This is a genomic window from Bradyrhizobium frederickii (assembly GCF_004570865.1).
Classification (GTDB): domain Bacteria; phylum Pseudomonadota; class Alphaproteobacteria; order Rhizobiales; family Xanthobacteraceae; genus Bradyrhizobium; species Bradyrhizobium frederickii.
Genome location: NZ_SPQS01000011.1, coordinates 92,099 through 118,540 on the forward strand (window position 1 = coordinate 92,099; position 26,442 = coordinate 118,540).

Below are 26,442 nucleotides of genomic sequence, written 5' to 3' on the forward strand. Positions count from 1 at the left end.
TCGGCGCCGCGCTCTGAACGACAGCTCTTGCTTGTTGCGCGAGGAGGCCTGAATCATGTCGCAGCCTCCAACGAAGGAATGGCAAGTTGAGCGGCAAATTGTCGACCTGTCGAAGGAGCGTGGCAACGCAAAGAGCCAAAGGCTCGAGTCGCAGCCGTATGACCGGACCCGGTTGATAGGGGAGGATCTTCCTATGGCCTCTGACGTGCAGGCTGCGGTCCCCGCCGATGTCGCGCTCTCGGTGCGCGATCTGAGCGTCAGTCTCCCTGAGGGAATGGAGCGAGCTTACGCCGTCGAGAACGTCTCCTTCGATCTGAAGCGCGGTCAGATCCTGTGCATCATCGGAGAATCCGGATCGGGCAAATCGGTCACGGCAAACGCGATCATGGGACTTCTGCCGAAGGCGATCAGGGTCTCCTCGGGTGCGGTCCACCTGAACGGGATGAACATCGTCGGCCTCTCGCCCATCAAGCTCCGCAGCCTGCGCGGCCGCGTCGTTTCAATGATCTTTCAGGATCCTCTTTCGGCGCTCAACCCGCTGATGACCGTGGGCGCGCAGATCGAGGAGGTGATGGCGGCGCACGATGTCGGCACGCCGAAATCCCGGCGCAGCCGGGCCGTCGACCTGTTGATTGAAGTGGGACTGCCCGATCCGCAGCTGATGTATCACCAATATCCCTTCCGCCTTTCGGGCGGGCAGCGGCAGCGGGTGATGATCGCCATGGCTCTGGCGCTCGAGCCTGCGATCCTGATTGCGGACGAGCCGACCACGGCACTGGACGTGACGACCCAAGCGCAGATCCTCCAATTGATCCGCGACATTCAGCGCCGCAAGGGAATGAGCGTCATGTTCATCACCCATGACTTCGGCGTCGTGGCGGAGATTGCCGATTACGTCGTGGTGATGGAAAAGGGCCATTGCGTGGAGCAGGGGACCGCCGAGCAGGTGCTCAAGTCGCCGAGCCACCTCTATACTCGCCGCCTGATCGCCGCCGTGCCACGCCTCACCGGCAAGGACCGCGTTGCTTTGCAACCCGCGGACAGAACGTCCATCCTCAAGGTGGAATGTCTCGCAAAGACCTATCGCAGCGGCAGCTCGTTTTTTGGCAGGCAGCGCATCGTTGCGGCGGTCAATGGCGTCACGTTCGATCTTGCGTCTGGGCGCACGCTGGGCGTGGTCGGGGAAAGCGGCTCGGGCAAGTCGTCTCTTGGTCGGCTGCTGATCAAGCTCATGGACAGCGATAGCGGCTCGATCCTGTTCGAAGGCCGCGACATCGCCGCGCTTTCGGAAGCCGAGTTTCGGCCCTTGCGGCCAAAGATCCAAATGATCTTCCAGGATCCTTTCGCCTCGCTCAATCCGCGATCGACGGTGGGCCAAATCCTCACGGTGGGTCCGGTCGCGCATGGGATGCCCTACGGCGAGGCTGCCGAGCGGGCGCGAGAGCTTCTGTCTCATGTCGGCCTGGATTCAGGAGCTTTTGACCGCTATCCGCACGAATTCTCCGGCGGGCAGCGCCAGCGCATCGGCATCGCCCGGGCACTGATGTTCAAACCAAAACTGCTGATTGCCGACGAAGCTGTCTCGGCGCTCGACGTGTCGATCCAGGCCCAGATCCTGAAGCTGCTGGACCAGATTCAGCGAGAGACGGGCGTCTCGATGATCTTCATCACGCATGATCTGCGGGTCGCAAGTCAGATTTGCGACGAAATCGCCGTCATGCATCGCGGACACATCGTGGAGCGTGGACCGCCTTCGCAGATCTTCCTCGACCCGAAATCCAACTACACGCGGGAGCTGGTGGCGGCGATCCCAGGGGAGCAGCCGGCGCAAGCACCCCAACACCTAGCAAATCCATAAATCACAGCGGACATTCCAAGTGAGGAGAGAGGTCATGAGCAAGCATTCGACGACTCAATCGAGCTACTCGCGGCGCGATGCGCTGCGAATGGTCGCGATCGGCGGGGTTGCCGGTTTGATCGCGCCCAATCTGCTGGGAAAGCATGCCTTCGCTCGGACGTCTTCAAAACCAAGCGGTCGCGTGATCGTCGGACTTGGGCAGGAGCCGACCGTCTTCAATCCGCTGATGGTCCACATCGAAGTAGATGATGGCGTGCATTTCTCGGTGTTCGATGCGCTCTTCCGCATCGATCCTCAGGGCGTCATTCAACCCAATCTGGCCTTGGAAGTGCCGAACCAGAAGAATGGTGGCATTTCGGAGGACGGTCGCAAATGGCGTATTCGCCTGCGAGACGATGTCCGCTGGCACGACGGCAAGCCTTTCAGCGCCGAGGACGTGAAGTTCACTCTCGAGCTGATCATGAATCCCAACTTCCGCAGCTGGCGCACGGCCGGCCATGCTCTCGTGCGCGACATCACGGTGGTCTCGCCCACGGAGATCTCGTGGCGAATGGAAGAGGCTTTTGCGCCTTATCTGTCATTCCTGACCGAAACCTTCATCGTCCCCAAGCACATACTCGAGAAGGAAGCCAATCCGAACAACGCCGCCTTCAACCAGGCGCCGGTCGGCACCGGTCCGTTCAAGTGGGGCAAGCGAGTCGCCGGCGATCATCTCGAGCTCGTGGCTAATCTCGAGTACTTTGGTGAAGGCCCTCACATCGAGAGGCTGGTCTTCAAATACATTCCCGACCTCACCGTCCTCTACACTCAGTTCAAGAGCGGCGATGTGGATCTGGTGGGACAGCCCTACATCACACCTGACCACTACGGGGAAGCCAAGACGCTGCCGAACCGGGTGGTGACCCTGGTTCCAAGGAGCTCGTTCGAGTCCTTCTACCTGAACCTCGAGCGTCCCCAGTTCAAGGAACTTGCGGTTCGCGAGGCGCTCTACGCGGCAATCGACAAGGAGGCGATCATCCAGGGGCTCTATTACGGAGTGCCGACGCCGACTGAGACCTTCATGCCCAAGCAGTCCTTGTACCACAACCCCAATCTGCCGGCCCACGAGTTCAATCTCGATCGCGCGCGCAAGCTCCTCGACCAGGCCGGCTGGGTGCCTGGACGGGATGGCATTCGGGCCAAAGGCGGCGTCCGCCTGTCCTTCGCCAACTCGACAACATCAGGCGATCCGCTTCGCGAGCAGGCGCAGCAGTTCTTGCAGCAGGCATTCGCTCAGCTGGGCATCGAGATGAAGATATCGAACTTGCCCGCCGCCGTGATGTGGGGTGAGTTCTGGCAGCAATCGCAATTCGATTCCGTGATCGTCGGCAGCACCTATCTGATTGGCGCTGATCCGGATGTTACCAACCGCCTGCACTCGCGTTCGATCGCAGCGAAGGGCGGGCGCGGCTCGAACAATGCGCAGTATTCAAATCCAGAGGTCGATGCCCTGCTCGACAAGGGCGCGCGCACCTTCGATCCGGAAGCGAGGCGCGGGATCTACCACAAGGTACAGGAGCTTGTTCGTCGGGACCTGCCCTTCCTTCCGCTGTACCAGAGCAATGCGGTCCAGGGTAACAAGAAGGGGATTTCGGGTGTCGTGCCGAACGGGAATACCCGTACGGAATCATGGAACGCGTTGGCCTGGTATTGGACGAGTTGACCGGCCGCCGCTCGAGGCCTGCATAGCCGGAGGACGGCGGCGGACTGGTACAGCCAACCTACATGGAGACTCGAATGTCCGGGTTCCTGCTCAATCGTCTTTCGCAGAGCATCGTGCTGCTTGTGATCGTCTCGATCATCGGTTTCACGGTTCTCAACCTCATGCCGGGCGGTCCTCTCGCGCAGTTCGGGCTTGATCCCGGCATGACCCAGAAGGACGTCGAGCGGCTCGCAGCGCAGCTTGGGTTGAACCGCCCGCTGTGGCTCCAATATCTCGACTGGGCCTGGCGGCTGATTCAGGGCGACTGGGGCCACTCTTTCCGCGATGGCTCGTCGGTGCTCGCGGTGATTGGCCGGCATCTCCTGGCGACGCTGCTGCTGATGGGCACGTCCACCGCCTTGGCGATCGCGGTCGGCACCTGGATCGGAATCCGCGGTGCCACCCATCGCTATTCCCTGTTCGACTACTGCGCGACGATCTGTGCCATGGTCGCATTGTCGGTCCCGACATTCTGGTTCGGCCTCATCGGCATCTACATCTTCACGCTGAAGCTCGGCTGGGTGCCCGCAGGCAACATGTACACGATCGGCGACGGGTCGGTCATGGACTACCTGCATCACCTGATCTTGCCGAGCTTGGTGCTGTCGCTGGTTCATGTCGCGATCTGGAGCCGCTACATGCGCACGGCGACACTCGATGCGCTAAGCCAGGATTTCGTCAAGACGGCCCGAGCCAAAGGCGTGAGCGAGCGCCGCATCTTGCTGAAACATGTGGTCGGCAATGCGCTGTTACCGATGATCACGCTGGCGGGGATGCAGCTGCCCAGCATTCTGACCGGCGCGCTGGTCACGGAAACTGTGTTCACCTGGCCGGGAATGGGGCGGCTGTTTCTCGACAGCCTTGGTTACAGCGACTATCCGGTCGTGATGGGGCTGTTGATCTTCTCAGCCGTTCTGGTCGTCTTGGGCAACCTGATCGCAGACATCGTTATCGCCATCGTCGACCCGCGCATTCGCCTGGCTTGAGCCCGCGGACTTACGCCTGATAACAGGAGGCAGCAGAATGACCGCAATTGCCGCGCACCTACCTCCAACTCGCTGGTGGCACAGCCGTGCGGTGTACCGCTTCATGCGCCATCATCTGGCTCTCGTGGGGATCGCGATGATCACCCTGCTAGTGTTGGCATGCACAATCGGCCCATATGCCCTGCCTTACGACTCGCTCCACATCGATCTGCGCGCTCGTTTTGCTCCACCTCTGAGCGGTCATCACTACTTCGGAACCGATCCCCTCGGGCGTGATCTGGCTGCGCGGTTGCTGATGGCCGGCCGCGTCTCGCTCCTGGTGGGGTTCTCCGCGATGCTGCTGTCAACGCTGATCGGGACGCTGGTCGGCGTAACGGCCGGCTATCGCGGCGGCTGGATCGGCGCGGCGCTGATGCGTGTGGTCGACGGGTTCCTTTCCTATCCCTCGATTTTCCTCGTGCTCGCGCTGGCCGCGACGTTGCGGCCGAGCCCCGTGATGATCACCGTCATCATTGCGGTCACGAGCTGGATGGAGACTGCCAGGATCGTTGAGGCAGAGGTCCGCTCGCTGCGCGAGCGTGAGTTTGTCCAAGCCGCGCGTATGGTGGGACTGAGCCGGAGACACATCATGTTCCGGGAGATCCTGCCCAATGCCATGGGTCCCATCATCGTCGCTGCAAGCCTGGCGGTTGCCCGCGCGATTCTGCTGGAAGCCTATATCAGCTTCCTCGGTTACGGAATTCAGCCGCCGCTGCCAAGCTGGGGCAACATGCTCAACGGCGCGCAGCAATATCTGGCCAGCGCTCCGTGGCTCGCCATCATTCCCGGTGCTGCGATCACGATCGCTGTGACGAGCTTCAACTTCATCGGCGATGGGCTCCGAGATGCCCTCGACGTTAGAAACGACCACTTTTGATGGTCTGAGTTCAATGCGAGCCGAGGTGCCGGCCTGCGGCCGCCTGAACATCTAGGAGCCATAAGCCATGCACGCGCCGACAGTTGCGGAGAAAGCGACACCGTATTGGTGGGAGGCCGCCCCGCTTATGCCGCTGCCTGAGCAGCCATTGCCCAAGAAGCTGGACGTGCTGATCGTGGGCGCGGGCTATGCTGGACTCGCGGCCGGGTTGATGCTGGCGCGCGAGGGACGCTCGGTCGCGGCCTTTGACGCAATGAATCCGGGCGAGGGAGCTTCGACGCGCAACGGCGGAATCACCAGCGGAAGCATTCGGCCGGACTACGACACGCTGGCGCGGCGGTTCGGCGAAGAGAAGGCGCTGGCGATCGAGGCGGAGGGCAAGGCCGCGCGCGAATTCCTCTACGATTTCATCAAGACGGAAGGGCTCACCTGCGACTTCCAGCTGGTCGGACAGTTCAAAGGCGCGTTTGGATACGAACAATACGAAGCCATGGGACGCAGCGCGGAGAGACTCGCGAAGAAACTCGGGAATCGAGGCTTATGCAGTTCCCTATGCCGAGCAGCGCAAGTACATCGGTACCGATGTCTATCGCGGCGGCACGGTTCGGATGGATATCGGCGGGCTGCACCCGGCGAAATTCCACGCAGAACTCATGCGTGTCGCACTCGCTTCGGGGGTGGCCGTCCACGGCCGAACACCAGTCACCTCGATCGAGAGGGATGGCTCCGGATTCCGCGTCGTGACGTCAGCCGGCGCGCTAGAGGCGCGTCAGGTGCTGGTTTGTACGAACGGCTATACCGATGGCGTCGTCCCCTTCCTGCGCCGCAGGCTGGTCCCGGTTCGCAGCCGGATCATCGCGACGGAGGAGCTCGCGCCAGAAGTCATGGCGCGGCTGATGCCGAAACGCATGATGATCACCGAGAACCGAGAGGTCGGCTTCTATTACCGTCCATCGCCCGACGGGAAACGCATTCTGCTCGGTGGACGTGACGGCTCGCGTGTCGGCGATCCCGTGGCTCCGAAACTGCTTCTGCGCAGGGGGCTGGTCAATCTGTTTCCTGAGCTCGAGACCGTTCGCCTCTCACACAGCTGGTTCGGCAATGTGGCGATGAACCGCGACATGATACCCCGCATCTTCGAGAAGGACGGCATCGTCTATGCCACAGGCTTCTGCGGTTCGGGCGTGGTCTGGGCGCCATGGATCGGCATGCATGCGGCCCACAAGCTGATGGGACATGAGGGGCGGGCGCGCAGTGCATTCGACTTCCGGCCTCCGGCTTTCATCCCGTTTTATCGGGGAAATCCTTGGTTCATGCCTGCGTTCATTCAGGGCTACCGGATGCGTGACCGAATCGCGATGTGGCGCGCCAGCCGTTGACGGCATATTGGATGCGATGCTGCATCATCTACGAAATACTATGCCGAACTTTGCTCCTGGTTGCTCGCATAATGCCGTCGAGCTCAAGATACACTGCAGACGATCAGAGGATCATCAGACAGCCGTCGTTCCTGTCGGCCACTGGCGATTAGTCGGGCAACTCCGAGCAAGAGACATCGGCGTATCATGACAAGAGCAGCGTACCAGACCGGAGATCGTGTCGAAGAGAACGTGGTCCTGGTTCCCTTCGCCACAGCGCATCTGGAAGGTGCCCTAAAGCTCTCGCAAGAGATGTCCTGGCCCTATCGGCTTGAGGATTGGGACGTCGCGCTGCAGTTGGGCCATGGCTTTGTGTTGCAGCGTGCCGGTGTGGTGATCGGGACCGCGGCTTGGTGGCCGTACGGCGATACCCATGCGTCCGCGGGCATGATCATCGTCGCGAAAGACGCTCAGGGCCGCGGCTATGGGGCGCGGCTGATGGATGCGTTGCTGGCGTCGGCACGTCCGCGATCCATCGCGCTGAATTCGACGGCCGAAGGCATCATGCTCTACCGGCGCCGCGGCTTCGTCCCCATCGGGATCATCCATCAGCATCACGGCATCCCAAGAGGGCGTTTTGAGGCGCCGCATTCCGGCTTCATCAGGCCGATGGACGTATCGGATTTTGAGGCCATCACGCGGCTCGATCGGGAAGCTACGGGTTTGGACAGGCAACGGATGCTGGACCGGCTCCTCCAGAGCGGAGATGGCTATGTTCTCCTGCGTGACGGCACGCCGCGCGGCTACGCCATCTGCCGCCTCTTCGGCCGCGGACATGTCATCGGCCCTGTCGTCGCCGAAAGCCCGTCCGATGCCCGCGCGCTGATCGAGGCTGCGCTCGCACGCCTCGGGCGTGCTTTCGTCCGCATCGACACCTCTACCACATCGCAGCTCGGAGAGTGGCTCGAAGGCATCGGCCTGCAGCAAGTCAGCGATGCCACCACGATGATCCTGGGGACACCGGCGCCCTCGACCGGACCGGCGCGCCTCTTCGCGCTCGCCAACCAGTCGTTCGGCTAGGAGACATCGACGTGCTACGCCAGGAGATGCGCGGGGCAGATATCCGAAACGGTGAGACGGCCGAAACGGTCGGCGCGCTGGCAACACCGGCTCTCTTGCTCGACAGCGACCGGCTCGACCGCAATCTCGCCCGCCTCTCTTCGCGTATGCAAGCGCGCGGCGTCGTGCTGCGTCCCCATATGAAGACGGCGAAATCCATCGACGTCGCTCGACGCGCTCATCGGTCGGGTCCCGGGCCAATCACCGTCTCCACCCTGGCGGAGGCGGAATACTTCGCCCAGCACGGTTTCCGGGACATGACCTATGCCGTGGGACTGGCGCCGCACACCGCAGAGAGAGCAATGCGCCTGCGAAAGGCGGGCGTCGATCTCAAGGTGCTACTCGATTCCCCCGAACAGGCGACGATGCTGGGCGCGGCCGGTCGCGCCGCCGGCGTGACCCCGTCCGCCTTCATCGAGATCGACTGCGACGGTCACCGCGGTGGGCTGACCGCCACCGATCCCAAGCTCGGCATGGTCGCGGCCACCCTGGCCGAAGCCGGCGTCAAGCTCGCCGGCATTCTCACCCATGCCGGCGAGTCCTACAGCCTCTGCACGCCTGAGGCTCTTGAGGGCGCGGCCGAAAACGAAAGGGCCGTGGCTGTCGCCGCTGCGGCGGCGTTGCGGGCCGCGGGGCATGAATGCCCTGTCGTGAGCGTCGGTTCGACCCCGACCGCCCATTTCGCGAAAGACCTGACCGGCGTCACGGAAGTGCGGACCGGCGTCTACATGTTCTTCGACCTCGTGATGCACGGTGTCGGTGTCTGCACGACCGAGGACATCGCAATCTCGGTGCTCGCCACCGTGATCGGCACGAAGCCGGAGAAGGGTTGGATCTTGGTGGACGCAGGCTGGATGGCGCTGTCACGCGATCGCGGCACCGCGGCGCAGCGGGTCGATCAGGGGTACGGCCTCGTCTGCGATCTCGCCGGCAAGATCTATCCCGACCTCATCGTTGTGCAGGCGAGTCAGGAGCACGGCATCCTCGCCATCAGGCCCCGATCGGCTGAGGCTTTGCCGGATCTTTCGATCGGCGCAAAAGTCAGGATCCTGCCCAATCACGCCTGCGCGACGGCCTCGCAGCACGAGGTCTACAACGTCGTCTCCGCCGGCAGCGAAATGATCCAAGCGCGATGGCGACGAATGCGCGGCTGGTAGGCGGTCGGCACCTATATCGGATCAAGGATCGCTTCCAATGACCTCTCCCCTCCAACACCTGACGGAAGCCGGCTTCCTCGGAAAATTCTACATCGACGGAGAATGGCGGAAGCCGGTCGGATCAGTTGCGGCAGCAGCAACCGTCGTCAATCCGGCGACGGAGCAGCCGATCGCCGAGGTTACGCTCGGCGATGACGATGATGTGGACTGCGCCATCGCAGCCGCCAGACGAGCCTTCGCCGGCTGGTCCGTGACGCCGCCTGCCGACAGAGCGGCGCTGCTCGACCGGGTTCATGGTTTGCTCCTTCAGAGGCTGGAGTTGTTCGCGCAGGCTCTCACGTGCGAGATGGGAGCTGCCATCACCTATGCGCGCCGAGCCCAGGTGCCGCTGGCGGCCGAACATATCCGTGTTGCACGCGACAATCTCACCAACCATCCGTTCGTCATCCGACGCGGCAACACTGCGATCATGCACGAGGCGATCGGGGTCTGCGGTCTCATCACCCCCTGGAACTGGCCTCTCTACCAGATCACAGCCAAGGTCGGCCCCGCGCTCGCTGCCGGTTGCACGGTGGTGTTGAAGCCGAGCGAATTGTCGCCACTGAGCGCCTTGCTATTCGCTGAGGTGATGGACGATGCCGGTTGTCCGCCCGGCGTCTTCAACCTCGTCAATGGGACAGGTCCGATCGTGGGCGCCGCTCTGGCGTCGCATCCAGAGGTCGACATGATCTCGATCACGGGCTCGACCCGGGCCGGCGTTCTCGTGGCGCAGGCCGCGGCGCCTACCGTCAAGCGCGTCGCCCAGGAGCTCGGCGGCAAGTCGCCGAACATTATTTTGCCGGACGCCGATCTCAGCCGTGCTGTTCCGCTCGGCGTCGGCGCCGCCTTCCGCAATCTCGGCCAATCCTGCAGCGCACCGACGCGCATGCTCGTGTCCCGCTCACAGGTGGAGGAGGTCGAGATTCTGGCGGCGGCCGCTGCTTCAGAACTGGTGGTTGGCGATCCCCTTGCGGAAAGCACGACCCATGGCCCGATCGCCAACCGGCCGCAGTTCGAGCGCGTGCAGACCATGATCAGCATCGGTCTGAAGGAAGGCGCGAAGCTCGTCATCGGCGGGCCGGGGCGGCCCGACGACCTTCAGATTGGCCTCTATGCGCGGCCGACGATCTTCTCGAACGTCCGTCGCGACATGAGGATCGCGCAGGAGGAGATTTTCGGCCCGGTGCTGTCGATCATTCCCTACGACACCGTGGAGGAGGCGATCGAGATCGCCAACGACACGGTCTACGGTCTCGGTGCCCATGTACAAGGCACTGACATGGAGAAGATACGGGCGGTCGCCCATCAGATCCGGTCGGGGCAGGTGCATCTCAACCATCCCGATTGGGACCCCAACGCACCTTTTGGCGGCTACAAGCGCTCCGGCAATGGCCGGGAATACGGCCTTGAGGGCATGGAGGAGTATCTTGAGACCAAGGCCGTCCTCGGATATTACCGATGAAGGCCAGCGAATGACCGAGAGCAGCTTCGATCGATCAAGCGGCCAAAAACCCGAACATCTTGCGAAGTCCTGGATGATTTCAGCACATTCTATCGGGTGCATCGTGCGATGAAGGGCTGATCGGAACTTTGCTTCCGCATTCTTGGCAGCCAAGGTTCGTTGGAACATGTCGCCCCACGTCGAGCGCATTCACAGCGATGAGCGTTTTCCGGCCGAGTCCGATGTCGTCATCGTCGGCGGCGGCATCCTCGGCACCACGGCCGCCTATTACCTGGCGAAGCGCGGCCTCTCCGTGGCGCTCCTCGAGAAGGGCCACGTCGCCTGTGAACAATCGAGCCGAAACTGGGGTTGGTGCCGCCAGCAGAACCGCGACCGGCGCGAACTGCCGCTATCGGTGCTCTCCATGCGGCTCTGGGACGAGCTCACGCGCGATATCAATCGGGATCTTGGATTTCGACGCTGCGGTCTCGTCTATGCGACCCATGACGAGGCTGTGCTCGCCGGCTGGGAAAAGTGGCGCGAGGTCGCCCGGGAGTACGACGTCGATACCCGCGTGCTGAGCCGGGCGGAAGTGGCCGAGCGAGTCCCCGAAGCACGCGACAAATGGGTCGGCGGGACCTATTCGGAGCGGGACGGCAAGGCCGAACCTGCGCTCGCCGCGCCGGCTATCGCCGATGCGGCCAGAGTGCTGGGCGCCACGATCCACCAGGGATGCGCCGCGCGCGCGCTCGACTTGGCCAATGGCAAGATCGCGGGCGTGCACACGGAGAAGGGCTACATCAGAACCAGCGCGGTGCTGTGCGCCGCCGGCGCCTGGTCCTCGCGCTTCCTTCGGCCGCTCGGGATCAGCTTCCCCCAAGCGAGCATCCGGCAGACCGCGCTGCGTTCCACCCCCACGATCAATATCGGCGAGGCGGTCTCGACACCCTACTGCACGATCACGCGCCGACTGGACGGCAGCTACACGCTTGCGATCAGCGGCAAGGCGAACCTCGAAATCACACCCCAGGCGATCCGGTATAGCCGGGAATTCATGCCGCAGTTCTTGCGCCGGCTGAAGAACGTCAGGCTCGGCGTCGGCCGATCGTTCGTTTCGGGGCCGGATTCGATGCCAGCGCTGCTGACCAACGACGATCGGATCTTCGAACAGAATCGCGTGCTGGATCCTCCTCCCTTGAAATGGCTGGTGAGCCAAGTGGTGGAGAGTGTCCGGAAAACCTTCCCCCAGCTCGGCGAAATCAAGATCGATAGCGCCTGGGGCGGCTTCGTCGATTGCACGCCGGACGCAGTGCCCGTGGTGTCGCAGGTGGACGGGGTGGAAGGCCTCGTCCTCGCGGCGGGTTGCTCGGGTCACGGCTTCGGTTTGGGCCCGGGGCTCGGCTATCTGGCTGCGGAGCTTGTCGTCAATGACACGCCTAGCGTCGATCCCACACCGTTCCGGCTGTCACGTCTGGTCGATGGCTCGAAGCTGGACATCGCCGCCATCTGAACATCGAGCCGGAACTCAGTCCTGACGCGCACCCTGGCGTTTCCTCCCCAACTTGAGCCACTCCTTCGGAGTGGCTCTTTCTTTATGGACAAGACGGTTTGGCTGATCGAGGTGCATCAGCCGAGGACCCACGTTTGGGCCTGACCAAAGCATCACCAACTCGCCGGCCGATGGTTCAATCAGGAAGACTGCTCTCCCAACGGACCAACGATCGCGCCTGAGTTCATGATGTCCGCCGGATCAAAGGCGGTCTTGATCCGGCGCATCGCCGCGATGCGTCCGAGATCGCCATACCGCTCCAGTAGGTGCTTCTTGAACCGACCGACGCCGTGCTCCGCGCTGAACGTGCCGCCGAGCGCCGCGGCCGTGTCGTAGAGTTGCAGCGACAGGCTGCCTTCGACCCGCTTGGTAAACTCCAACCGGTCGGCGCCGGCAGGAACGAGCACGTTGTAATGCAGATTGCCGTCGCCGACATGGCCGTAGACGGACAGCTCAAGCTCGGCATCATACGATCGCACCTGCGAGCCGGCCAATTCCAGAAAGCGGTGAATGGAAGAAAGCGGTACCGAAATGTCGTGCTTGACTGACCCGTTCCGCCGTTTCTCACCCTCGGGGATGGTCTCGCGCAGCCGCCACATCGCGGTCCGCTGCGATCCGCTCTGCGCCAGGAATGCGTCCTCGATCCAACCGGACTCGATCGCCTCGGCCAAAACGGCTTCCATCAGTTCGTCGAGATCGAGATGACGTGAGGAAGAGGCGAACTCGACGAGCACGGCGCCTTCTGGGCCTGCTCGAAGGGAGGGCGGGTCGGTCATTGCATCGGTCGCGAGCGCGATCGATCGGGCCGCCATGAACTCGAATGCGGTCAGCAGGTCCGCGGATTCACGACGGATCAGGGCGAGAAGCTCGGCGAGCGGCGCGCCCCGCGCGAGCTTCAGCCAGGCAGTCGCGCGGCGGGTCGGCAAGGGCGCCAGACGCAGCACTGCGCCCGTGACGACGCCGAGAGTTCCCTCGCTTCCGACGAAGAATTGTTTGACGTCGTAGCCGGTATTGTTCTTCCGCAGCTTGCGCATGTCGGAGACCACCGTGCCGTCCGATAGCACCGCCTCAATTCCGAGCAGCAGATCGCGCGTCATCCCGTACCTGACGACCGATAACCCGCCGGCATTCGTCCCGATGTTGCCGCCGATCCGGCAACTGCCTTCCGCACCGAGGCTGAGCGGCAACAGAAGTCCGGCGGCCGCCGCGGCGTCCTGTACGTTCTTCAGGATGGCGCCGGCGTCCACAGAGATGCTCATCGAGACGGGATCGACTTCGCGAATCCTGTCCATCCGCTCGAGGCTCACGATAATCTGCCGTCCGGAGGCGTCCGGGGTCGCGCCTCCGCAGTAGCTGGTGTTGCCGCCCTGCGGAACGATTCCGATACCGTGGTGCGCCGCCAGCCGCACGATGTCGGCGACTTGCTGCGTCGTCGTCGGCTTCAGCACTGCAAATGTGGACCCGGAGAAGAGCTGGCGTTGATCCGTTGTGTAGGCGACGATCCGCTCCGGGTCCTCAACGACGCCCCCGCTGTCCAGAACATCACGAAACGCCTGAACGTGTATTGACTGGACCATTATCAGCTCCCGATTGGCACTTAATCATTTTTGCGCGCTGCTGCGGCATTGCCTGCCGTACGTCGGCGCTTCCGAAGAAGTCGATGCTGAAATGTCGCGGTTGGCGGTAGTTTGCACCGCCCGGCCTCGTGGTGAGCGCCTTCTTCGCGGTACACATCGGCGCTGAGAGGAGGGGACCTTTAGCGAACTGCGGGGCTAGCGGTGGGAGCACCTGTCGCGACGAGATCTATGCCGCAAGGGGCGGCGGAATCGCCTCGTTCGACAACCGTCGAAACAGGTCGAGAACAACCGAGACCTCGCCTATGCCAGGTCCCGCCCCGGATCGAGCTTGGACGCGCTGAATTCATGCTGTGCGAGGGGAAGTCTGACCTCAAAGATCGACCCTTCGGGGCCTGATCGAGCAAGAACCAACTTGCCGCCCGCTCTTTCGAGAAGCGTTCGGCAGACCGCGAGGCCCAGACCCATGCCGTTTGGCCTCGTGGTGAAGAACGGTTCGAATATTCGCTCTTGATCCGCGGGAGCAACACCGGGTCCTGTATCTTGGACGATCAGGAGCGCAGAGCCGCGCTCGGACCGTGAGGACAATGTCAATTCCCGCCTGCCCGATGCAGGGCTCATTGCCTCGATCGCGTTTTTCACCAGGTTGAGAATGACCTGCTGAACCTGCGTGGGGTCTGCGTGCACATAGTGGCCCGGTGTGAAAAAATTCGCCGCGACCTGAATTTTGTGGAGTTGCAGCTCGTGCTCGAGGAGGCGCAATACTTGCAGCGCAACGGTTTCCACGTGGATGGTAGTCGTAACGGTCCCTGAGCCCTTGAACAGCTCTCGGACGCTCGAGATCGTTGCATTGACCCGCAGGCTTGCCGTCTCGATGTCCTGCAGAATGACATCGACGTTGGCCAAGTCTGGAGGCTCCATACCAAGCTGCAGGCGCGCGGCCTCGACGTTTAGCGGAATCGACGCCAATGGCGATCTGATCTCATGGGCGATCGCCGCGGTGGCCGCGTCGATGCTCATGAGCCGGTTGCCCCTTTCTCGTCGCAGCATCGTCAACGCGCTGGCGAGGCGCGAGTAGAGCAATGCCGTTTCCGTCAGAAGCACGCTCAACAGCAGTGAGCTCGCGACGAGTGCGAAGCCACGCGCGGCATACCAGCCCAGGGAGAAGCGGACCGAGCTCGCGACCGCCGCGACCAGGAAATTCGGAATCCAGGCCAGCAAGGTCACCATCAACCAGAGGTCGAGAATCGTGCGTCGGCGGACAAACAGCACGGCGAGCGTAATCGCGCCGAGCAGGCACAGCGCAATGTTGATCTGGTTTCCGAACCGCGTCTGTTGCGTGATGCTGCCCGTGTAAAATGGCGGCAGCAGTGCGACGTTTGCCGTCACCAGCCAGGCCAGCACAGCAATCGCCGCCACCACGCCGCAGATCGTCATCGCGAGGCTCTTCGCCGGCGCAATTCGAGAGGTCGGCTTTTCGTCCTTCAGGAAGGCGTAAGCCATGATGCAGAGAGGAAAAGTCGTATGCCACAGCACGAAGAACCAGGCGGGGCTGTTGTTGCCGTCGCCGATCACGCCGGCGGGCCCGTAGCCGCCGGGGAAGGTCAGCGTCTGCAGAAAGGCCATGGCGCCGCTGAAGATGTAAGCGCTGCCCACGGCAAGCAGCGCCCTGTGGGGCTGAATCGCGTATTGTGCAAATAAAAGGATCGCCGTGAGCAGGTCGACCAGGCTCAGAACCGTCTGGAGTACCGGAACGAACACGTCGATCCGTGCGAGCTGAAGGTGGGCGAACGGAGCAACCAGCACGGCGATCACGAGCAGGATGATCGCAGCAGCCGAAGCTGCGACCCGCTGCTGGCGCGTCGGAGGCATCGACGAGATCACGAGCGGGAAGTCGTGAGGAGAATCTACCGGCATGGAGGAAGCCCAATGACATTAACCGGTCGGCCTCCGCCAGTGAGAACGAGTTGAGCGTGAGGGTCAAGTGGCCAGTTTCCTACCCGAGCGTTAAAACGAGATGCACCAGGCCAGGATCGCCACTGGCGATTGGACTAAAGCCAAACTTGCGGAAGACGCTGAGCATCGGCGCGTTGTCCGGCAGCACCTCCGCGGTCAGCTGCCGTAACTCGGCGCCGCGAGCCAGCTTGACAAGATGACGCATCAGGAGTGAGCCGACGCCGCGCCGCTGCCAGGCGTCTATCACCACGAAGGCCATTTCGGCCCGCCCTGGTTCGAAAACGATATAGCGCCCGCCAGCGACGATGGCGCTCTTGCCTGCTGCGTCGGCCACGGCGACTAGCGCAACGTGGCTTTTGAAGTCGGCGTTCATGAAGAAGCTGCGCTCCTTGTCCGAGAAGTGCCGCTTCGTCGTAAAGAACCGGCGCTGCAATGACTGCGCCCCCGTTGCCTCCAACGCGGCGAGCATGCCGGCCTCATCGTCCGGCCGAAGGGCGCGGACCTCGATCAGATTGCCGTCACGCAAGTGCTCGCTTGCGCTATATTGACCAATGTCGGACATCGCGTTCTCGTGCCGTAGGCCGGCTTCGATCGTGTCCGGCGTCCTCCCATCAGGTCGCTCCTTGGGCTTCGCTCGCTTGATCCAGATCAAGATCGCAGCGCAACCGCGCCGGCTACGCTTGTCCGCCGGCCACACAGGAGGCACGTCCGTGAAGACACTTCGCCAGCTTCTCACCGGAGAGGACGTGATCCAGCTGGTGATCCGGCTCGGCTTACTCGCGCTGTTGATCTTCTGGACGTTCTACCTGGTCCGCCCGTTCGTGACGATTCTGGTCTGGGCCCTCGTGCTCGCGGTCGCGCTCAATCCAGCCTTCGTCCTGCTCGCCAAGCTGCTGGGCGGCCGCCCGAAGCTCGCGGCGACCATTCTCACGGCGGCCAATTTCGCCGTCGTCATTGGGCCGGCAGCCTGGCTCGGCCTCGGCGCGGTGGACGGGATCAAGGATTTTGCAGCTCAATTGGCGGTCGGCGAACTGGCGGTTCCCTCGCCGCCCGAGGCGATCAAGAGCTGGCCCCTGATCGGGACGCAGTTTTACGAGCTCTGGGATCAGGCCTCGACCAATCTGCGACCGGTTCTGCAAATGATCGCACCATATCTGAAGCCGTTTGCCGGAACGTTGCTCGGCCTTGCAGGCGATGCCGGCGTAGGCACGATCAAGTTTCTGCTCTCGGTCGCGGTCGCCGGATTCATCTTCCCGTATGGGGCGCAGCTGGTCGCGGCAGGCAGGGGCTTTCTGTCGCGGATCGTACCCGAGCAGAGCGAGCACTTTCTGGATCTGGCAGGTGCCACCATTCGCGCGGTAGCACAAGGCGTGATCGGCATCGCCGTCATCCAGGCGCTGCTGGCCGGTATTGGTTTCAAGTTGGCGGGCATCCCGATTGCCGGCCTATTGGCGCTCGTGGTGCTGCTTCTCTCGATTGTCCAGATCGGCGCCGCCCTCGTCGTGCTCCCGGTGATCATATGGATCTGGACCGACAAGGACGTCTCCACGGCCGTGCTGCTGACGCTGTTCCTCGGCGCGGTCAGCATTCTCGACAATATATTGAAGCCCATGGTGATGGGGCGCGGCCTGACGACGCCGACGCTCGTCATCCTCATCGGCGTGATCGGCGGCACCCTGGGCCACGGGATCATCGGTCTTTTCATCGGACCGATCATCCTGTCGGTGGCCTGGGAACTTGCGGTGGCCTGGATCGGGACCGGCCGCACCAGCCCGGCGCGGCATGCAGTCCCCCGAACGTTGACCTAAATCAACGTCGGCCGTCCCCGAGCGCCTTGGATCAAGCCGCGCGGTGATGAGGTCCGAAATGTCGATGGAAATCCCAAGCCTGCCCGGCGGTCCGCTGTCCGGGGTCGTTGCCTCCGCTGTCGAATACATGGTCGATGCAGGCCAGCGTAGCGTGCTGTTTCTCGACATCATGCGCCAGCGCGGCGACCAGTACCGCGAGCACGTCGCGCAGACTGCGCCGCATGTGCTGCAATATGCTGCCGAATTGATCATGGACGGCCGCAAGCTCGACGAGCCGGTCAATTACGCGCTGGTGCGCATCATCCCGCCGGAGGGGGTGGAACTCGATCTTGAGCGCCGGCCGTTCATCGTGGTCGATCCGCGCGCCGGCCACGGTCCGGGCATCGGCGGCTTCAAGGCGGACAGCGAAATCGGCGTCGCGATGAAGGCCGGGCATCCCTGCTATTTCGTCGGCTTCCTGCCGGAGCCGATGCCGGGACAGACCATCGAGCGGATCGCGCGAGCTGAAGCGCTGTTCGTGGAGAAAGTCATCAGCCTGCATCCGCAGGCCGATGGCAAGCCGTGCGTGATCGGCAATTGCCAGGCCGGCTGGGCCGTCATGATCCTGGCCTCGCTACGGCCGGAATTGTTCGGTCCGCTGATTATTGCCGGGGCCCCGCTCGCCTACTGGGCTGGCGTGCACGGAAAATATCCGATGCGCTATGCCGGTGGCCTGCTTGGTGGAAGCTGGCTGACGGCGCTGACCAGCGATCTCGGCGCCGGCAAGTTCGACGGCGCGTGGCTGGTGCAGAACTTCGAGAGCCAAAATCCCTCGAATACGCTCTGGACCAAGCAATACAACGTCTATTCCAAGGTCGACACCGAAGCCGACCGCTACCTGGAGTTCGAACGCTGGTGGGGCGGGCACGTCAATCTCAACGCCGAGGAGATCCAGTTCATTGTCGACGAGCTGTTCGTCGGCAACAATCTCGCGGCGGGCAAGATCGAGATGTCCGACGGCCGCAAGGTGGATTTGCGCAACATCAGGTCGCCGATCCTGGTGTTTTGCTCCAAGGGCGACAACGTCACGCCGCCGCAGCAAGCGCTGCACTGGATCCTCGATTGCTATGCCGACGTCGATGAGATCAGGGCTTACGGGCAGACCATCGTCTACACGGTTCACGAGAGCATCGGGCACCTCGGCATTTTCGTCTCCGGCGGTGTCGCCAAGAAGGAGCATGCCGAATTCTCCAGCAATATCGACCTGATCGACGTGCTGCCGCCGGGGCTCTACGAGGCGACGTTCGAAGCCAAGGACGAGGAGACCACGAGTTCAGATCTCGTCGTCGGCCAATGGGTCATGCGCTGCGAGGCGCGCACGCTCGACGATATCCGCGCCATGGGCGGCAATTCGCCCGAGGACGAGCGACGCTTCGCGGCTGCCAAGCGCGTTTCGGAACTCAATCTTGCTGCCTACCAGAAATTCGTCCAGCCCTGGGTCAAGAGCATGACGTCGCCGCAATTGGCCGAAGCGATGCGCAATCTGCATCCGCTGCGCCTCCAGTATGAAGCGCTCAGCAGCCAGAATCCCTGGATGGCCATGGTGAAGTCCGCGGCAGAGGAGATCGAGGAGAATCGCAAGCCTGTCGCGAAGGACAATCCGTTCCTGGCGTTCCAGGAGCAGATGTCCAAGCAGATCGTGCACGTGCTGGACAGCTGGCGCGACTCGCAGGAGGCGCTCAGCGAAGCGATCTTCCTCAACGTCTACGGTTCGCCTCTCTTGCAGGCGGCTGTCGGGGTCGATCCAACGTCCGAGCCATCACGCCGGCGGGAGATGTCGCCCGAACACCGCGCCATGCTCAAGCAGCGGATCGCCGAATTGAAGGCGAAAATCGGTGAGGGCGGACTCCGCGAAGCGGCCTTGCGCGCGCTCCTTTACGTGGGCTCGGCGCGAGGCATGGTCGACGAGCGGAGCATCGAGGCCTTGCGCCAGGTTCGCCGCGAACATGGCGGCGCGCGTATGACGCTTGCCGAGTTCAAGACGCTGGTGCGTGAGCAGTTCTTCATGCTGCTGCTGGACAGGGACGCAACGCTGGCTGCGATTCCCAAGCTGCTGCCCGACGACTTGAAGCAAAGGCGTGCAGTGTTTGCCGCCATCCGCGAGGTGCTGTCGGCCAGCGAGGCGATTTCCGGCGAACGTGCAGACCGCCTGAAGCGCATTGCCGATCTGTTCGGCGTGGATTCGGGAGAGGCAACGTCGAAAGTTGCCCCTTTCGACCCCAAGGCGAGGGCGTCCTAGCGCATATCGGAAGGATGGAGGGCGATATCATGTCAGCCGATACGAGACCGGCACAGTCTCCTAGCAAATATGATCGGCTGATCGCTGCAGCCAGAGCGGCGTCGCCCGCCCCCACCATCGTGGTGCATCCATGCGACGAGACCTCGCTCCGCGGCGCGGTCGAGAGCGCCCAGGCTGGGATCATCGCGCCGGTGCTGGTTGGGCCTGCTAGCAAGATCAGGGAGACGGCCGCGAGGTTCAGCGTCGATATCTCCGGATACGAGATCGTCGATGCCGCGCACAGCGACGCCGCGGCAGCGAAGGGCGTCGAACTCATTCATGCCGCCAGAGGCGAATTGCTGATGAAAGGCAGCCTGCACACCGACGAGTTGATGCGTGCCGTAACAGCGAAGGTCGGCGGCCTGCGCACCGATCGGCGCATCAGCCACGTGTTCGTCATGGACGTGCCAGCCTATGCCGAGACCATCTTTGTGACGGACGCGGCCATCAACATCTTCCCGGATCTCGATGCCAAGCGCGATATCATCCAGAACGCAATCGACCTCTACACGCAGACCGGCTTCGGCAAGCTGCCTCGAATTGCCATCCTCTCCGCCGTCGAGACCGTCACTTCCAAGATTCCGTCGACCATCGAGGCTGCGGCGCTCTGCAAGATGGCCGATCGCGGCCAGATTACCGGCGGACTGCTGGATGGTCCGCTGGCCTTCGACAATGCGATCGATCCGGAGGCGGCGCGCATCAAGGGCATCAAGTCGGACGTTGCGGGCAGGGCGCAGATCCTGGTCGTTCCCGATCTCGAGGCCGGCAACATGCTGGCGAAGAACCTCGCCTATTTTGCCAAGGCGGATGGTGCGGGTATCGTGCTTGGCGCCCGGGTGCCGGTTGTCCTGACCTCGCGCGCCGACTCGCCACGTGCACGAATGGCCTCCTGCGCGGTCGCCGCGCTTTACGCCAACGCGAGACGACTGAAAACGCCAACGATTGCCGCGTGATCGCCATGGATACGATCCTTGTCGTCAACGCCGGCTCATCGAGTGTGAAGTTCCAGGTCTATTCGGTCGAGGGCGAAGGCACTCTTCGCCGTCAGATCAAAGGCCAGATGGATGGCATCGGCACCCGGCCGCGCCTGCGGGCCAGTGGTGCAAACGGCGATTCGCTGGCCGACCGCTGCTATCCGATCGAGGCGGTGGCAAACGTTCCGGCCGCGATGGAGGTCGCGGGCGATTGGCTGCGGAACGAGATGCAGGTCAATCCGCTTGCAGTCGGGCATCGCGTCGTGCACGGCGGCGCGGAGTTCGACCGGCCGGTGTTGATCGATCATGGCGTGGTGGCACGTCTCGATCGCCTGGTCACGCTGGCACCGCTGCATCAGCCGCATAATCTGGCTCCAGTCCGCTCGATCCTCGTCAACTTTCCGAAGCTGCCCCAGGTCGCCTGCTTCGATACGGCGTTTCATCGCACGCATAGTGCGGTCGCGGACCATTACGCAATCCCGCATCAGCTTCATTCGGAAGGCGTGCGGCGGTACGGTTTCCACGGGCTTTCCTACGAATATATCTCGAAAACGCTGCCCCAGATTGCCCCTGAGATCGCGACCAGGCGGATCATTGTCGCCCATCTCGGCAGCGGCGCATCGATGTGTGCCATCAAGGGCGGACAGAGTGTCGAAAGCACCATGGGATTCACCGCGTTGGATGGGCTTCCGATGGGGACGCGGCCCGGCCAGCTCGATCCCGGCGTCGTGCTTTACCTGATGTCGGAGAAGGGGCTGTCCGTCGCGAAGGTCCAGGATTTTCTCTATCGCGATTGCGGGTTGAAAGGCTTGTCCGGCATCAGCAACGACATGCGCGAGCTCGAAGCCAGCGACAGCTTCAACGCAAAACTGGCGATCGATTGTTTCGTCTATCGGATCGGGCTCAATGCCGGCATGCTCGCCGCCGCCCTGCAGGGTCTGGATGCCTTCGTTTTCACCGCCGGCATTGGCGAGAACTCCGCTGGCATCCGCGCGCGCGTTGCGGATCACCTCGGCTGGTTCGGCGTTGCGCTGAATGCAAGCGAGAATGCGCGTCACGCCCGACTGATATCGCGTCCCGACAGCGCCATTCCCGTCTACGTCGTGCCGACAGACGAGGAGTTGATGATTGCGCAGCACACGCTGGCGCTCCTGATGAACGGCAAATCGCACGATTCCAGAACCAAGAGGGTGTCATGATTCCCGTTTTCCCGGACAGCAAGGTTGCCCTCAAGGGCAAGAAGGGCCTCATCGTCGGTATCGCCAATGATCAGTCGATCGCGTGGGGATGCGCCAGGGCGTTCCGCGCTCTCGGCGCCGAGGTCGCGGTGACTTATCTGAACGATCGGGCCAAAAAGCACGTCGAGCCCTTGGCGCAGGCGCTGGAGGCGCCGATCTTCATGCCGATGGACGTGATGGTCGAGGGGCAGACTGAGGCGGTATTCGAGCGCATCGAGAAGGAATGGGGGCAACTCGATTTCCTGCTGCACTCGATCGCCTTCTCGCCGAAGGAAGCATTGCACGGCCGTGTCGTCGACGTCGGCCGCGATGGCTTCCTCAAGACAATGGACGTCTCATGCTGGTCGTTCATGCGGATGGCACATCTTGCCGAGCCACTCATGAAGAATGGCGGAACGATGTTCACCATGACCTATTACGGCAGCCAGATGGTCGTGAAGAACTACAACGTGATGGGCGTGGCCAAGGCCGCTCTTGAAGCCGCCGTCCGCTACATCGCAGCCGAGCTTGGTCCGAAGGGCATCCGTGTCCACGCGATCTCCCCCGGGCCGCTCGCCACGCGAGCCGCGTCGGGAATCCCCGAGTTTGACGATCTGATGGACAAGGCACAGTCCACCGCGCCGGCCCGCAGCCTCGTCAGCATCGAAGATGTCGGTAATGCCACGGCATTCCTCGCACTCGACGGCGCCAAGCTGATCACCGGCGGCGTGCTCTACATCGACGGCGGCTATCACATCATCGATTGAGGCGCGGGCTTGTTGCTGTCGCGTCCGGCAGTCTCGGAGACGAGGGACTGATCATGCCACCTATGTCGGTGTTTTGCCCGACGGAGCAACCGTCTTTCTGGCTGACTGTCGCCGACCGAAAAACGTAATGACTTCAAGCCCCAGCCTACTGTGCATGGGGTTGTTTTCGCTTTTTTTGCTCAGCGATAGTGCAGGGCGATCAGCTCGGCGACGCAAGCGGGCTTCTTGCCGCCCTCGATCTCGATCACGAGATGGTAGTTCACACGCAAGCCGTCCGGCGGCACGTCTTCGGTCTCCGCCACGGTGACGCGGCCACGCAGCTTTGACCCCGCCGGCACCGGCGCGAGATATCTGATCCGGTCAGCGCCGTAGTTGAGCGTGTTGCGCAGCCCCTTCAGACCGATGACCGAGCGGATGAAGAGCGGCGCGAGTGCGAGCGAGAGCAGGCCGTGCGCGATGGTCTTTCCGCCGGGCATCTCCTTGGCCGCGCGCTCCTGGTCGACGTGGATCCACTGTTCGTCGCAAGTCGCTTGCGCGAACTGGTTGATCCGGTCCTGCGTCACCTCAACCCAGTCGCTGGCTCCGATCTCGGTGCCGACGGCCGATTTGATTTCGTTGAAGTCGCTGAATATCCGCATGATCGTGGCCTCGTCAGAGCTTCATTTCCGCAACGTTGTCGGGCACGACGAGCTCGGCCTCCGTCACCGCCAGGACCTCGCCGACGCTGACGCCGGGCGCGGTCTCCAGCAGGGTGGCCCTGCCCTCGGGGAAACCGATCACGGCCATGTCGGTCACGACCAGGTCGACCTGCCGTGCTGACGTCAGGGGCAGATTGCATTGCTTGACGATCTTCGATTTGCCCTTGGCGGCGTGCTGCATGGCGACGATGACCCGCTTGGCGCCAGTGACGAGGTCCATCGCGCCGCCCATGCCCGGCACCATCTTGCCGGGAATCATCCAATTGGCGAGATGGCCGTGCGCGTCGACCTGAAGCCCGCCGAGTACGGTGACGTCGACATGGCCGCCACGGATCAACCCGAACGACATCGCGCTGTCGAAGACCGAAGCCCCCGGCAGTGCGCTGATCGGGCGGCCGCCGGCATCGGTCAGTGTCGGATGCGCCATGCCTTGCTCCGGAATCGGACCGGTGCCGATGAGGCCGTTCTCCGACTGAAAGAACACTTTGAGATCGGCGGGCACGTAGTTCGCAACCAGCGTCGGAATTCCGATGCCGAGATTGACGAGGTCGCCGCTCTTCAGCTCCCTGGCGACGCGGCGGGCGATGACGATCTGCGGATCCATGATGTCACCCGTTCGCAATGAGGTAGTCGACGAGCGGTGCCGGCGTCACGACGTGGTCGGGCGCGATGACGCCGACGGGCACAATGTGCTCCGCCGTCACGATCACGGTGTCGGCGGCCATCGCCATGATCGGGTTGAAGTTGCGCGACGTCAGCGCATAAGCGAGATTGCCGAGGTAGTCAGCGAGAAAGGCGTGCACCAGCGCGAACTGGGCCCGCAATGCGGTCTCGAGCAGGAACGGCTTGCCGTCGACCTCGATCTGGCGCTTGCCCTCTGCAACCAGGGTGCCGACGCCCGTCGGTGTCAGGACGCCGCCCAGGCCGCATCCGCCGGCGCGAATGCGTTCGACGAAGGTTCCTTGCGGCACGAGATCGACGGCGATCTGGTTCGCCAGCATCTGCTGCTGCGCTTTCGGATTGAGGCCGATATGGGTCGCGGTCAATCGGGAGACCAGCGAAGCCTCGAACAGCTTGCCGACACCTTTACCTGGCGTCGCTGCGTCGTTGGAAATCAGGGACAGGCCGGTCTTATGCTGCCGGACCATCTCGTCGAGCAGTCGCTCCGGCGTTCCGACGCCCATGAACCCGCCCACCATGACGGTCGCGCCCGATGGGATCATGGCAACGGCTTCTTCGATGGAGACGGCCTTCATGATTGAAACTCCGGTCGGGGCGCGTCGAAGGCGGCGGTGCGGGAATGTTGGTCGGCGGTCGCTCCGGTCCTTTGATCTGCGTCAACGCTCCGCATCATTCGTGAACGTGATACCGACGCTTTCCAGCGCTTCCCGCCAGAGCTTGCGCACGCCGGCGTGGCGCTTTTCGAGAGCCGCGCTCACGGCATCGCGCAAGGGCATCAGCTCGGGACCCTTCAGGAACAGGATTTGGCCTTGCAGTAGCCGGCCGCTCTCGAATTCGATGCGGCGCAGCGCCATGACAAAGGGGTCGTCGGCCTTGGCGTTCACCGGCAACAGGGCCGCCGGCCGGATGCCGGCATGTACTGCGTGTGCGAGCGTCGCGAGGTGGATCGCGCCGGCAAGAGAACGATCCGCAATCCCTTCGATCGGTGCGGGAAGCCAGGCGGTCTCCCAGGATACAACCATATAACCCAGGGCAAGATCAGGCACCCATGCCGTCGCGCGCATCAGAAGCGAGACGATCTCGGCCTCACGGTAGAACTGTGCGTTCAGCTCGGTCTGCCAGGCGGTGTCGAGCTTCAAGGGCAGAGTGAACGCGAACTGGCGCGCCAGCGCCCCATGGGCCGAGATCAGGAAGGCCGCGACGCGCGTCTGCTGGTTCGGCGGCACGCGGCCCTCGGAATCGAGCGGGCCGAAGAATCCGCTCATGCCGACACCCTCTGCACCGGGATGGCACGCAGATGATCGTAGCCGGCCGGGAACGGTGTAAGCTCGCCGCCCGGGTCTTCCGGGGCGATCCAGACTGCCTTGTTGCCCTGCCAGTGCCCGGCCAGCACGTTCTCGGCGAAGCGTGCCAGCAGGTCGGCCGTGAGTGCGCCTCTTTCAAGCGTAAACGCATGATACGCCTTCGGAATGATCACCAATGCGCTGTCCGGAATTTCAACCCTAAGCGTTTCATGCAGAGGCCGCGGCGTCAGGAAGTCGAACTCGCCGTTGAGGATCATGGTCGGGACGGAGATCGACGAGAGCTGCGGCGTCAGTGGCTGAAAGTCGAGGAAAGATTCCATCAGGTTCTGAAGCGCGTAGACGTCGTTGACGAGCCAGCCCTGCCGCTTGACGCTGTCGAGCTTGTCCAGGAGCGGCGTCAACCATTGGTCGGACAGGTTCATGGGCAGCAGCAGATCCTGGAGATAGCCGGTGCCGCCGAGAATGAGGCCGGTGCGCAAAGCATTGCCGATCAGCAGCAATTGCGGTGAGAGTTCCGCAAAGCAGCTCATGGGCACCAGGCCGGAGAGACGCTTGCCATGCGCGATGGCATAACGCAGCGCGATCAGGCCGCCGAAGCTGATGCCACTGAGGAAGACCGGTCCGTCGCCGAGTTCGTCGATAAGGAGACGAAGTGCCGTAACCTGGTCATCCTGGTTGATGAAGAGGGCAGGCTTGTCGGACCCGCCTTGCCCCAGCAGGTCGAATGTCGCAACGCGAAAATGTCGGGCCACGAGTGCATCGCGGTAGGCGGCCCACAACTCGGCATACTGGGTCAGGCCGTTGACGAGGACGTAGGTGGGCGCGCCGGCCGGCCCTTCCAGCTCATAGCGTATCCGATATGAGCCGTGATCGAGGAAAGGCATTGGGAAAACCAGCCAGATGTTCTGTCGCGCTATCCTCAATCCTCGGAAGAGGATTCCATTGAGTTAGATCAAGCCTCCCCATGTCGCCCCACCTAGCG

21 protein-coding genes and 1 pseudogene are annotated in these 26,442 nt (G+C 62.9%); 14 read left to right on the forward strand and 8 right to left on the reverse strand.

Going from position 1 to position 26,442, the window contains the following annotated elements; translation table 11 throughout:
• Window positions 1-193 precede the first annotated feature (193 nt).
• The 9 genes and pseudogenes from E4K64_RS20335 to E4K64_RS20375 all read left to right on the forward strand — a co-directional run bounded on the left by E4K64_RS20335 (window position 194) and on the right by E4K64_RS20375 (window position 12,125).
• On the forward strand, window positions 194-1,858 hold the full coding sequence (locus E4K64_RS20335) for an ABC transporter ATP-binding protein (RefSeq protein WP_135165238.1): 1,665 nt from the start codon (window positions 194-196) through the stop codon (window positions 1,856-1,858).
• 34 nt (window positions 1,859-1,892) lie between these two features.
• The gene (locus E4K64_RS20340) at window positions 1,893-3,560 is read left to right on the forward strand and encodes a peptide ABC transporter substrate-binding protein (RefSeq protein ID WP_135165111.1); all 1,668 of its coding nucleotides are present in this window, start codon (window positions 1,893-1,895) and stop codon (window positions 3,558-3,560) included.
• Window positions 3,561-3,634: 74 nt separating this feature from the next.
• Window positions 3,635-4,585 carry an ABC transporter permease gene (locus E4K64_RS20345; RefSeq protein WP_135165112.1) on the forward strand — a complete coding sequence of 317 codons (951 nt, stop codon included), beginning with the start codon at window positions 3,635-3,637 and terminating at the stop codon, window positions 4,583-4,585.
• Window positions 4,586-4,622: 37 nt separating this feature from the next.
• Window positions 4,623-5,501: an ABC transporter permease gene (locus tag E4K64_RS20350; RefSeq protein WP_135165113.1), complete on the forward strand. Its 879-nt coding sequence runs from the start codon at window positions 4,623-4,625 to the stop codon at window positions 5,499-5,501.
• 67 nt (window positions 5,502-5,568) lie between these two features.
• Window positions 5,569-6,880: pseudogene (locus E4K64_RS20355) on the forward strand (NAD(P)/FAD-dependent oxidoreductase).
• Between the two features lie 186 nt (window positions 6,881-7,066).
• Window positions 7,067-7,939 carry a GNAT family N-acetyltransferase gene (locus E4K64_RS20360; RefSeq protein WP_135165114.1) on the forward strand — a complete coding sequence of 291 codons (873 nt, stop codon included), beginning with the start codon at window positions 7,067-7,069 and terminating at the stop codon, window positions 7,937-7,939.
• Window positions 7,940-7,965: 26 nt separating this feature from the next.
• Window positions 7,966-9,135, forward strand: a complete 1,170-nt coding sequence (locus E4K64_RS20365; protein ID WP_135165239.1) for an alanine racemase — start codon at window positions 7,966-7,968, stop codon at window positions 9,133-9,135.
• A gap of 37 nt (window positions 9,136-9,172) precedes the next feature.
• The gene (locus E4K64_RS20370) at window positions 9,173-10,636 is read left to right on the forward strand and encodes an aldehyde dehydrogenase family protein (protein ID WP_135165115.1); all 1,464 of its coding nucleotides are present in this window, start codon (window positions 9,173-9,175) and stop codon (window positions 10,634-10,636) included.
• A 166-nt stretch (window positions 10,637-10,802) separates the two neighbouring features.
• Window positions 10,803-12,125, forward strand: a complete 1,323-nt coding sequence (locus tag E4K64_RS20375) for an NAD(P)/FAD-dependent oxidoreductase (RefSeq protein WP_135165116.1) — start codon at window positions 10,803-10,805, stop codon at window positions 12,123-12,125.
• Window positions 12,126-12,304: 179 nt separating this feature from the next.
• Here E4K64_RS20375 and E4K64_RS20380 read toward each other — a convergent pair whose 3' ends face one another.
• From E4K64_RS20380 to E4K64_RS20390, 3 genes are all read right to left on the reverse strand, one after another.
• On the reverse strand, window positions 12,305-13,741 hold the full coding sequence (locus E4K64_RS20380; RefSeq protein ID WP_235884719.1) for an FAD-binding oxidoreductase: 1,437 nt from the start codon (window positions 13,739-13,741) through the stop codon (window positions 12,305-12,307).
• 300 nt (window positions 13,742-14,041) lie between these two features.
• Window positions 14,042-15,655, reverse strand: coding sequence for an MASE4 domain-containing protein (locus E4K64_RS20385; RefSeq protein ID WP_135165117.1), 1,614 nt, complete (start codon window positions 15,653-15,655; stop codon window positions 14,042-14,044).
• A gap of 79 nt (window positions 15,656-15,734) precedes the next feature.
• Window positions 15,735-16,256, reverse strand: a complete 522-nt coding sequence (locus E4K64_RS20390) for a GNAT family N-acetyltransferase (RefSeq protein WP_135165118.1) — start codon at window positions 16,254-16,256, stop codon at window positions 15,735-15,737.
• A gap of 148 nt (window positions 16,257-16,404) precedes the next feature.
• Between E4K64_RS20390 and E4K64_RS20395 the strand changes: the two genes are divergently transcribed.
• The 5 genes from E4K64_RS20395 to fabI are packed head-to-tail and all read left to right on the forward strand — an operon-like array spanning window position 16,405 to window position 22,777.
• The gene (locus E4K64_RS20395; protein ID WP_209311977.1) at window positions 16,405-17,502 is read left to right on the forward strand and encodes an AI-2E family transporter; all 1,098 of its coding nucleotides are present in this window, start codon (window positions 16,405-16,407) and stop codon (window positions 17,500-17,502) included.
• A gap of 58 nt (window positions 17,503-17,560) precedes the next feature.
• Entirely contained in the window at window positions 17,561-19,780 is a 2,220-nt protein-coding gene (locus E4K64_RS20400) for a DUF3141 domain-containing protein (protein ID WP_135165119.1), read from the forward strand.
• 29 nt (window positions 19,781-19,809) lie between these two features.
• On the forward strand, window positions 19,810-20,772 hold the full coding sequence (locus tag E4K64_RS20405) for a phosphate acetyltransferase (protein ID WP_135165120.1): 963 nt from the start codon (window positions 19,810-19,812) through the stop codon (window positions 20,770-20,772).
• A gap of 5 nt (window positions 20,773-20,777) precedes the next feature.
• A complete protein-coding gene (locus tag E4K64_RS20410; protein ID WP_135165121.1) occupies window positions 20,778-21,992 on the forward strand; it encodes an acetate/propionate family kinase in 1,215 nt (404 codons plus the stop codon).
• A complete protein-coding gene (fabI, locus tag E4K64_RS20415; protein ID WP_135165122.1) occupies window positions 21,989-22,777 on the forward strand; it encodes an enoyl-ACP reductase FabI in 789 nt (262 codons plus the stop codon). The genes E4K64_RS20410 and fabI overlap by 4 nt, the downstream gene beginning before the upstream one ends.
• 179 nt (window positions 22,778-22,956) lie before the next feature.
• Here fabI and E4K64_RS20420 read toward each other — a convergent pair whose 3' ends face one another.
• From E4K64_RS20420 to E4K64_RS20440, 5 genes are all read right to left on the reverse strand, one after another.
• Window positions 22,957-23,415, reverse strand: coding sequence for a MaoC family dehydratase (locus E4K64_RS20420; RefSeq protein WP_135165123.1), 459 nt, complete (start codon window positions 23,413-23,415; stop codon window positions 22,957-22,959).
• Window positions 23,416-23,428: 13 nt separating this feature from the next.
• Window positions 23,429-24,079, reverse strand: coding sequence for a 3-oxoacid CoA-transferase subunit B (locus tag E4K64_RS20425; protein WP_135165124.1), 651 nt, complete (start codon window positions 24,077-24,079; stop codon window positions 23,429-23,431).
• Between the two features lie 4 nt (window positions 24,080-24,083).
• Complete coding sequence (locus E4K64_RS20430) at window positions 24,084-24,731, reverse strand: CoA transferase subunit A (RefSeq protein ID WP_135165125.1); 648 nt, start codon at window positions 24,729-24,731, stop codon at window positions 24,084-24,086.
• Window positions 24,732-24,812: 81 nt separating this feature from the next.
• Complete coding sequence (locus tag E4K64_RS20435) at window positions 24,813-25,421, reverse strand: hypothetical protein (protein ID WP_135165126.1); 609 nt, start codon at window positions 25,419-25,421, stop codon at window positions 24,813-24,815.
• Window positions 25,418-26,344 carry an alpha/beta fold hydrolase gene (locus E4K64_RS20440; RefSeq protein WP_135165127.1) on the reverse strand — a complete coding sequence of 309 codons (927 nt, stop codon included), beginning with the start codon at window positions 26,342-26,344 and terminating at the stop codon, window positions 25,418-25,420. The genes E4K64_RS20435 and E4K64_RS20440 overlap by 4 nt, the downstream gene beginning before the upstream one ends.
• Window positions 26,345-26,442: the final 98 nt, after the last annotated feature.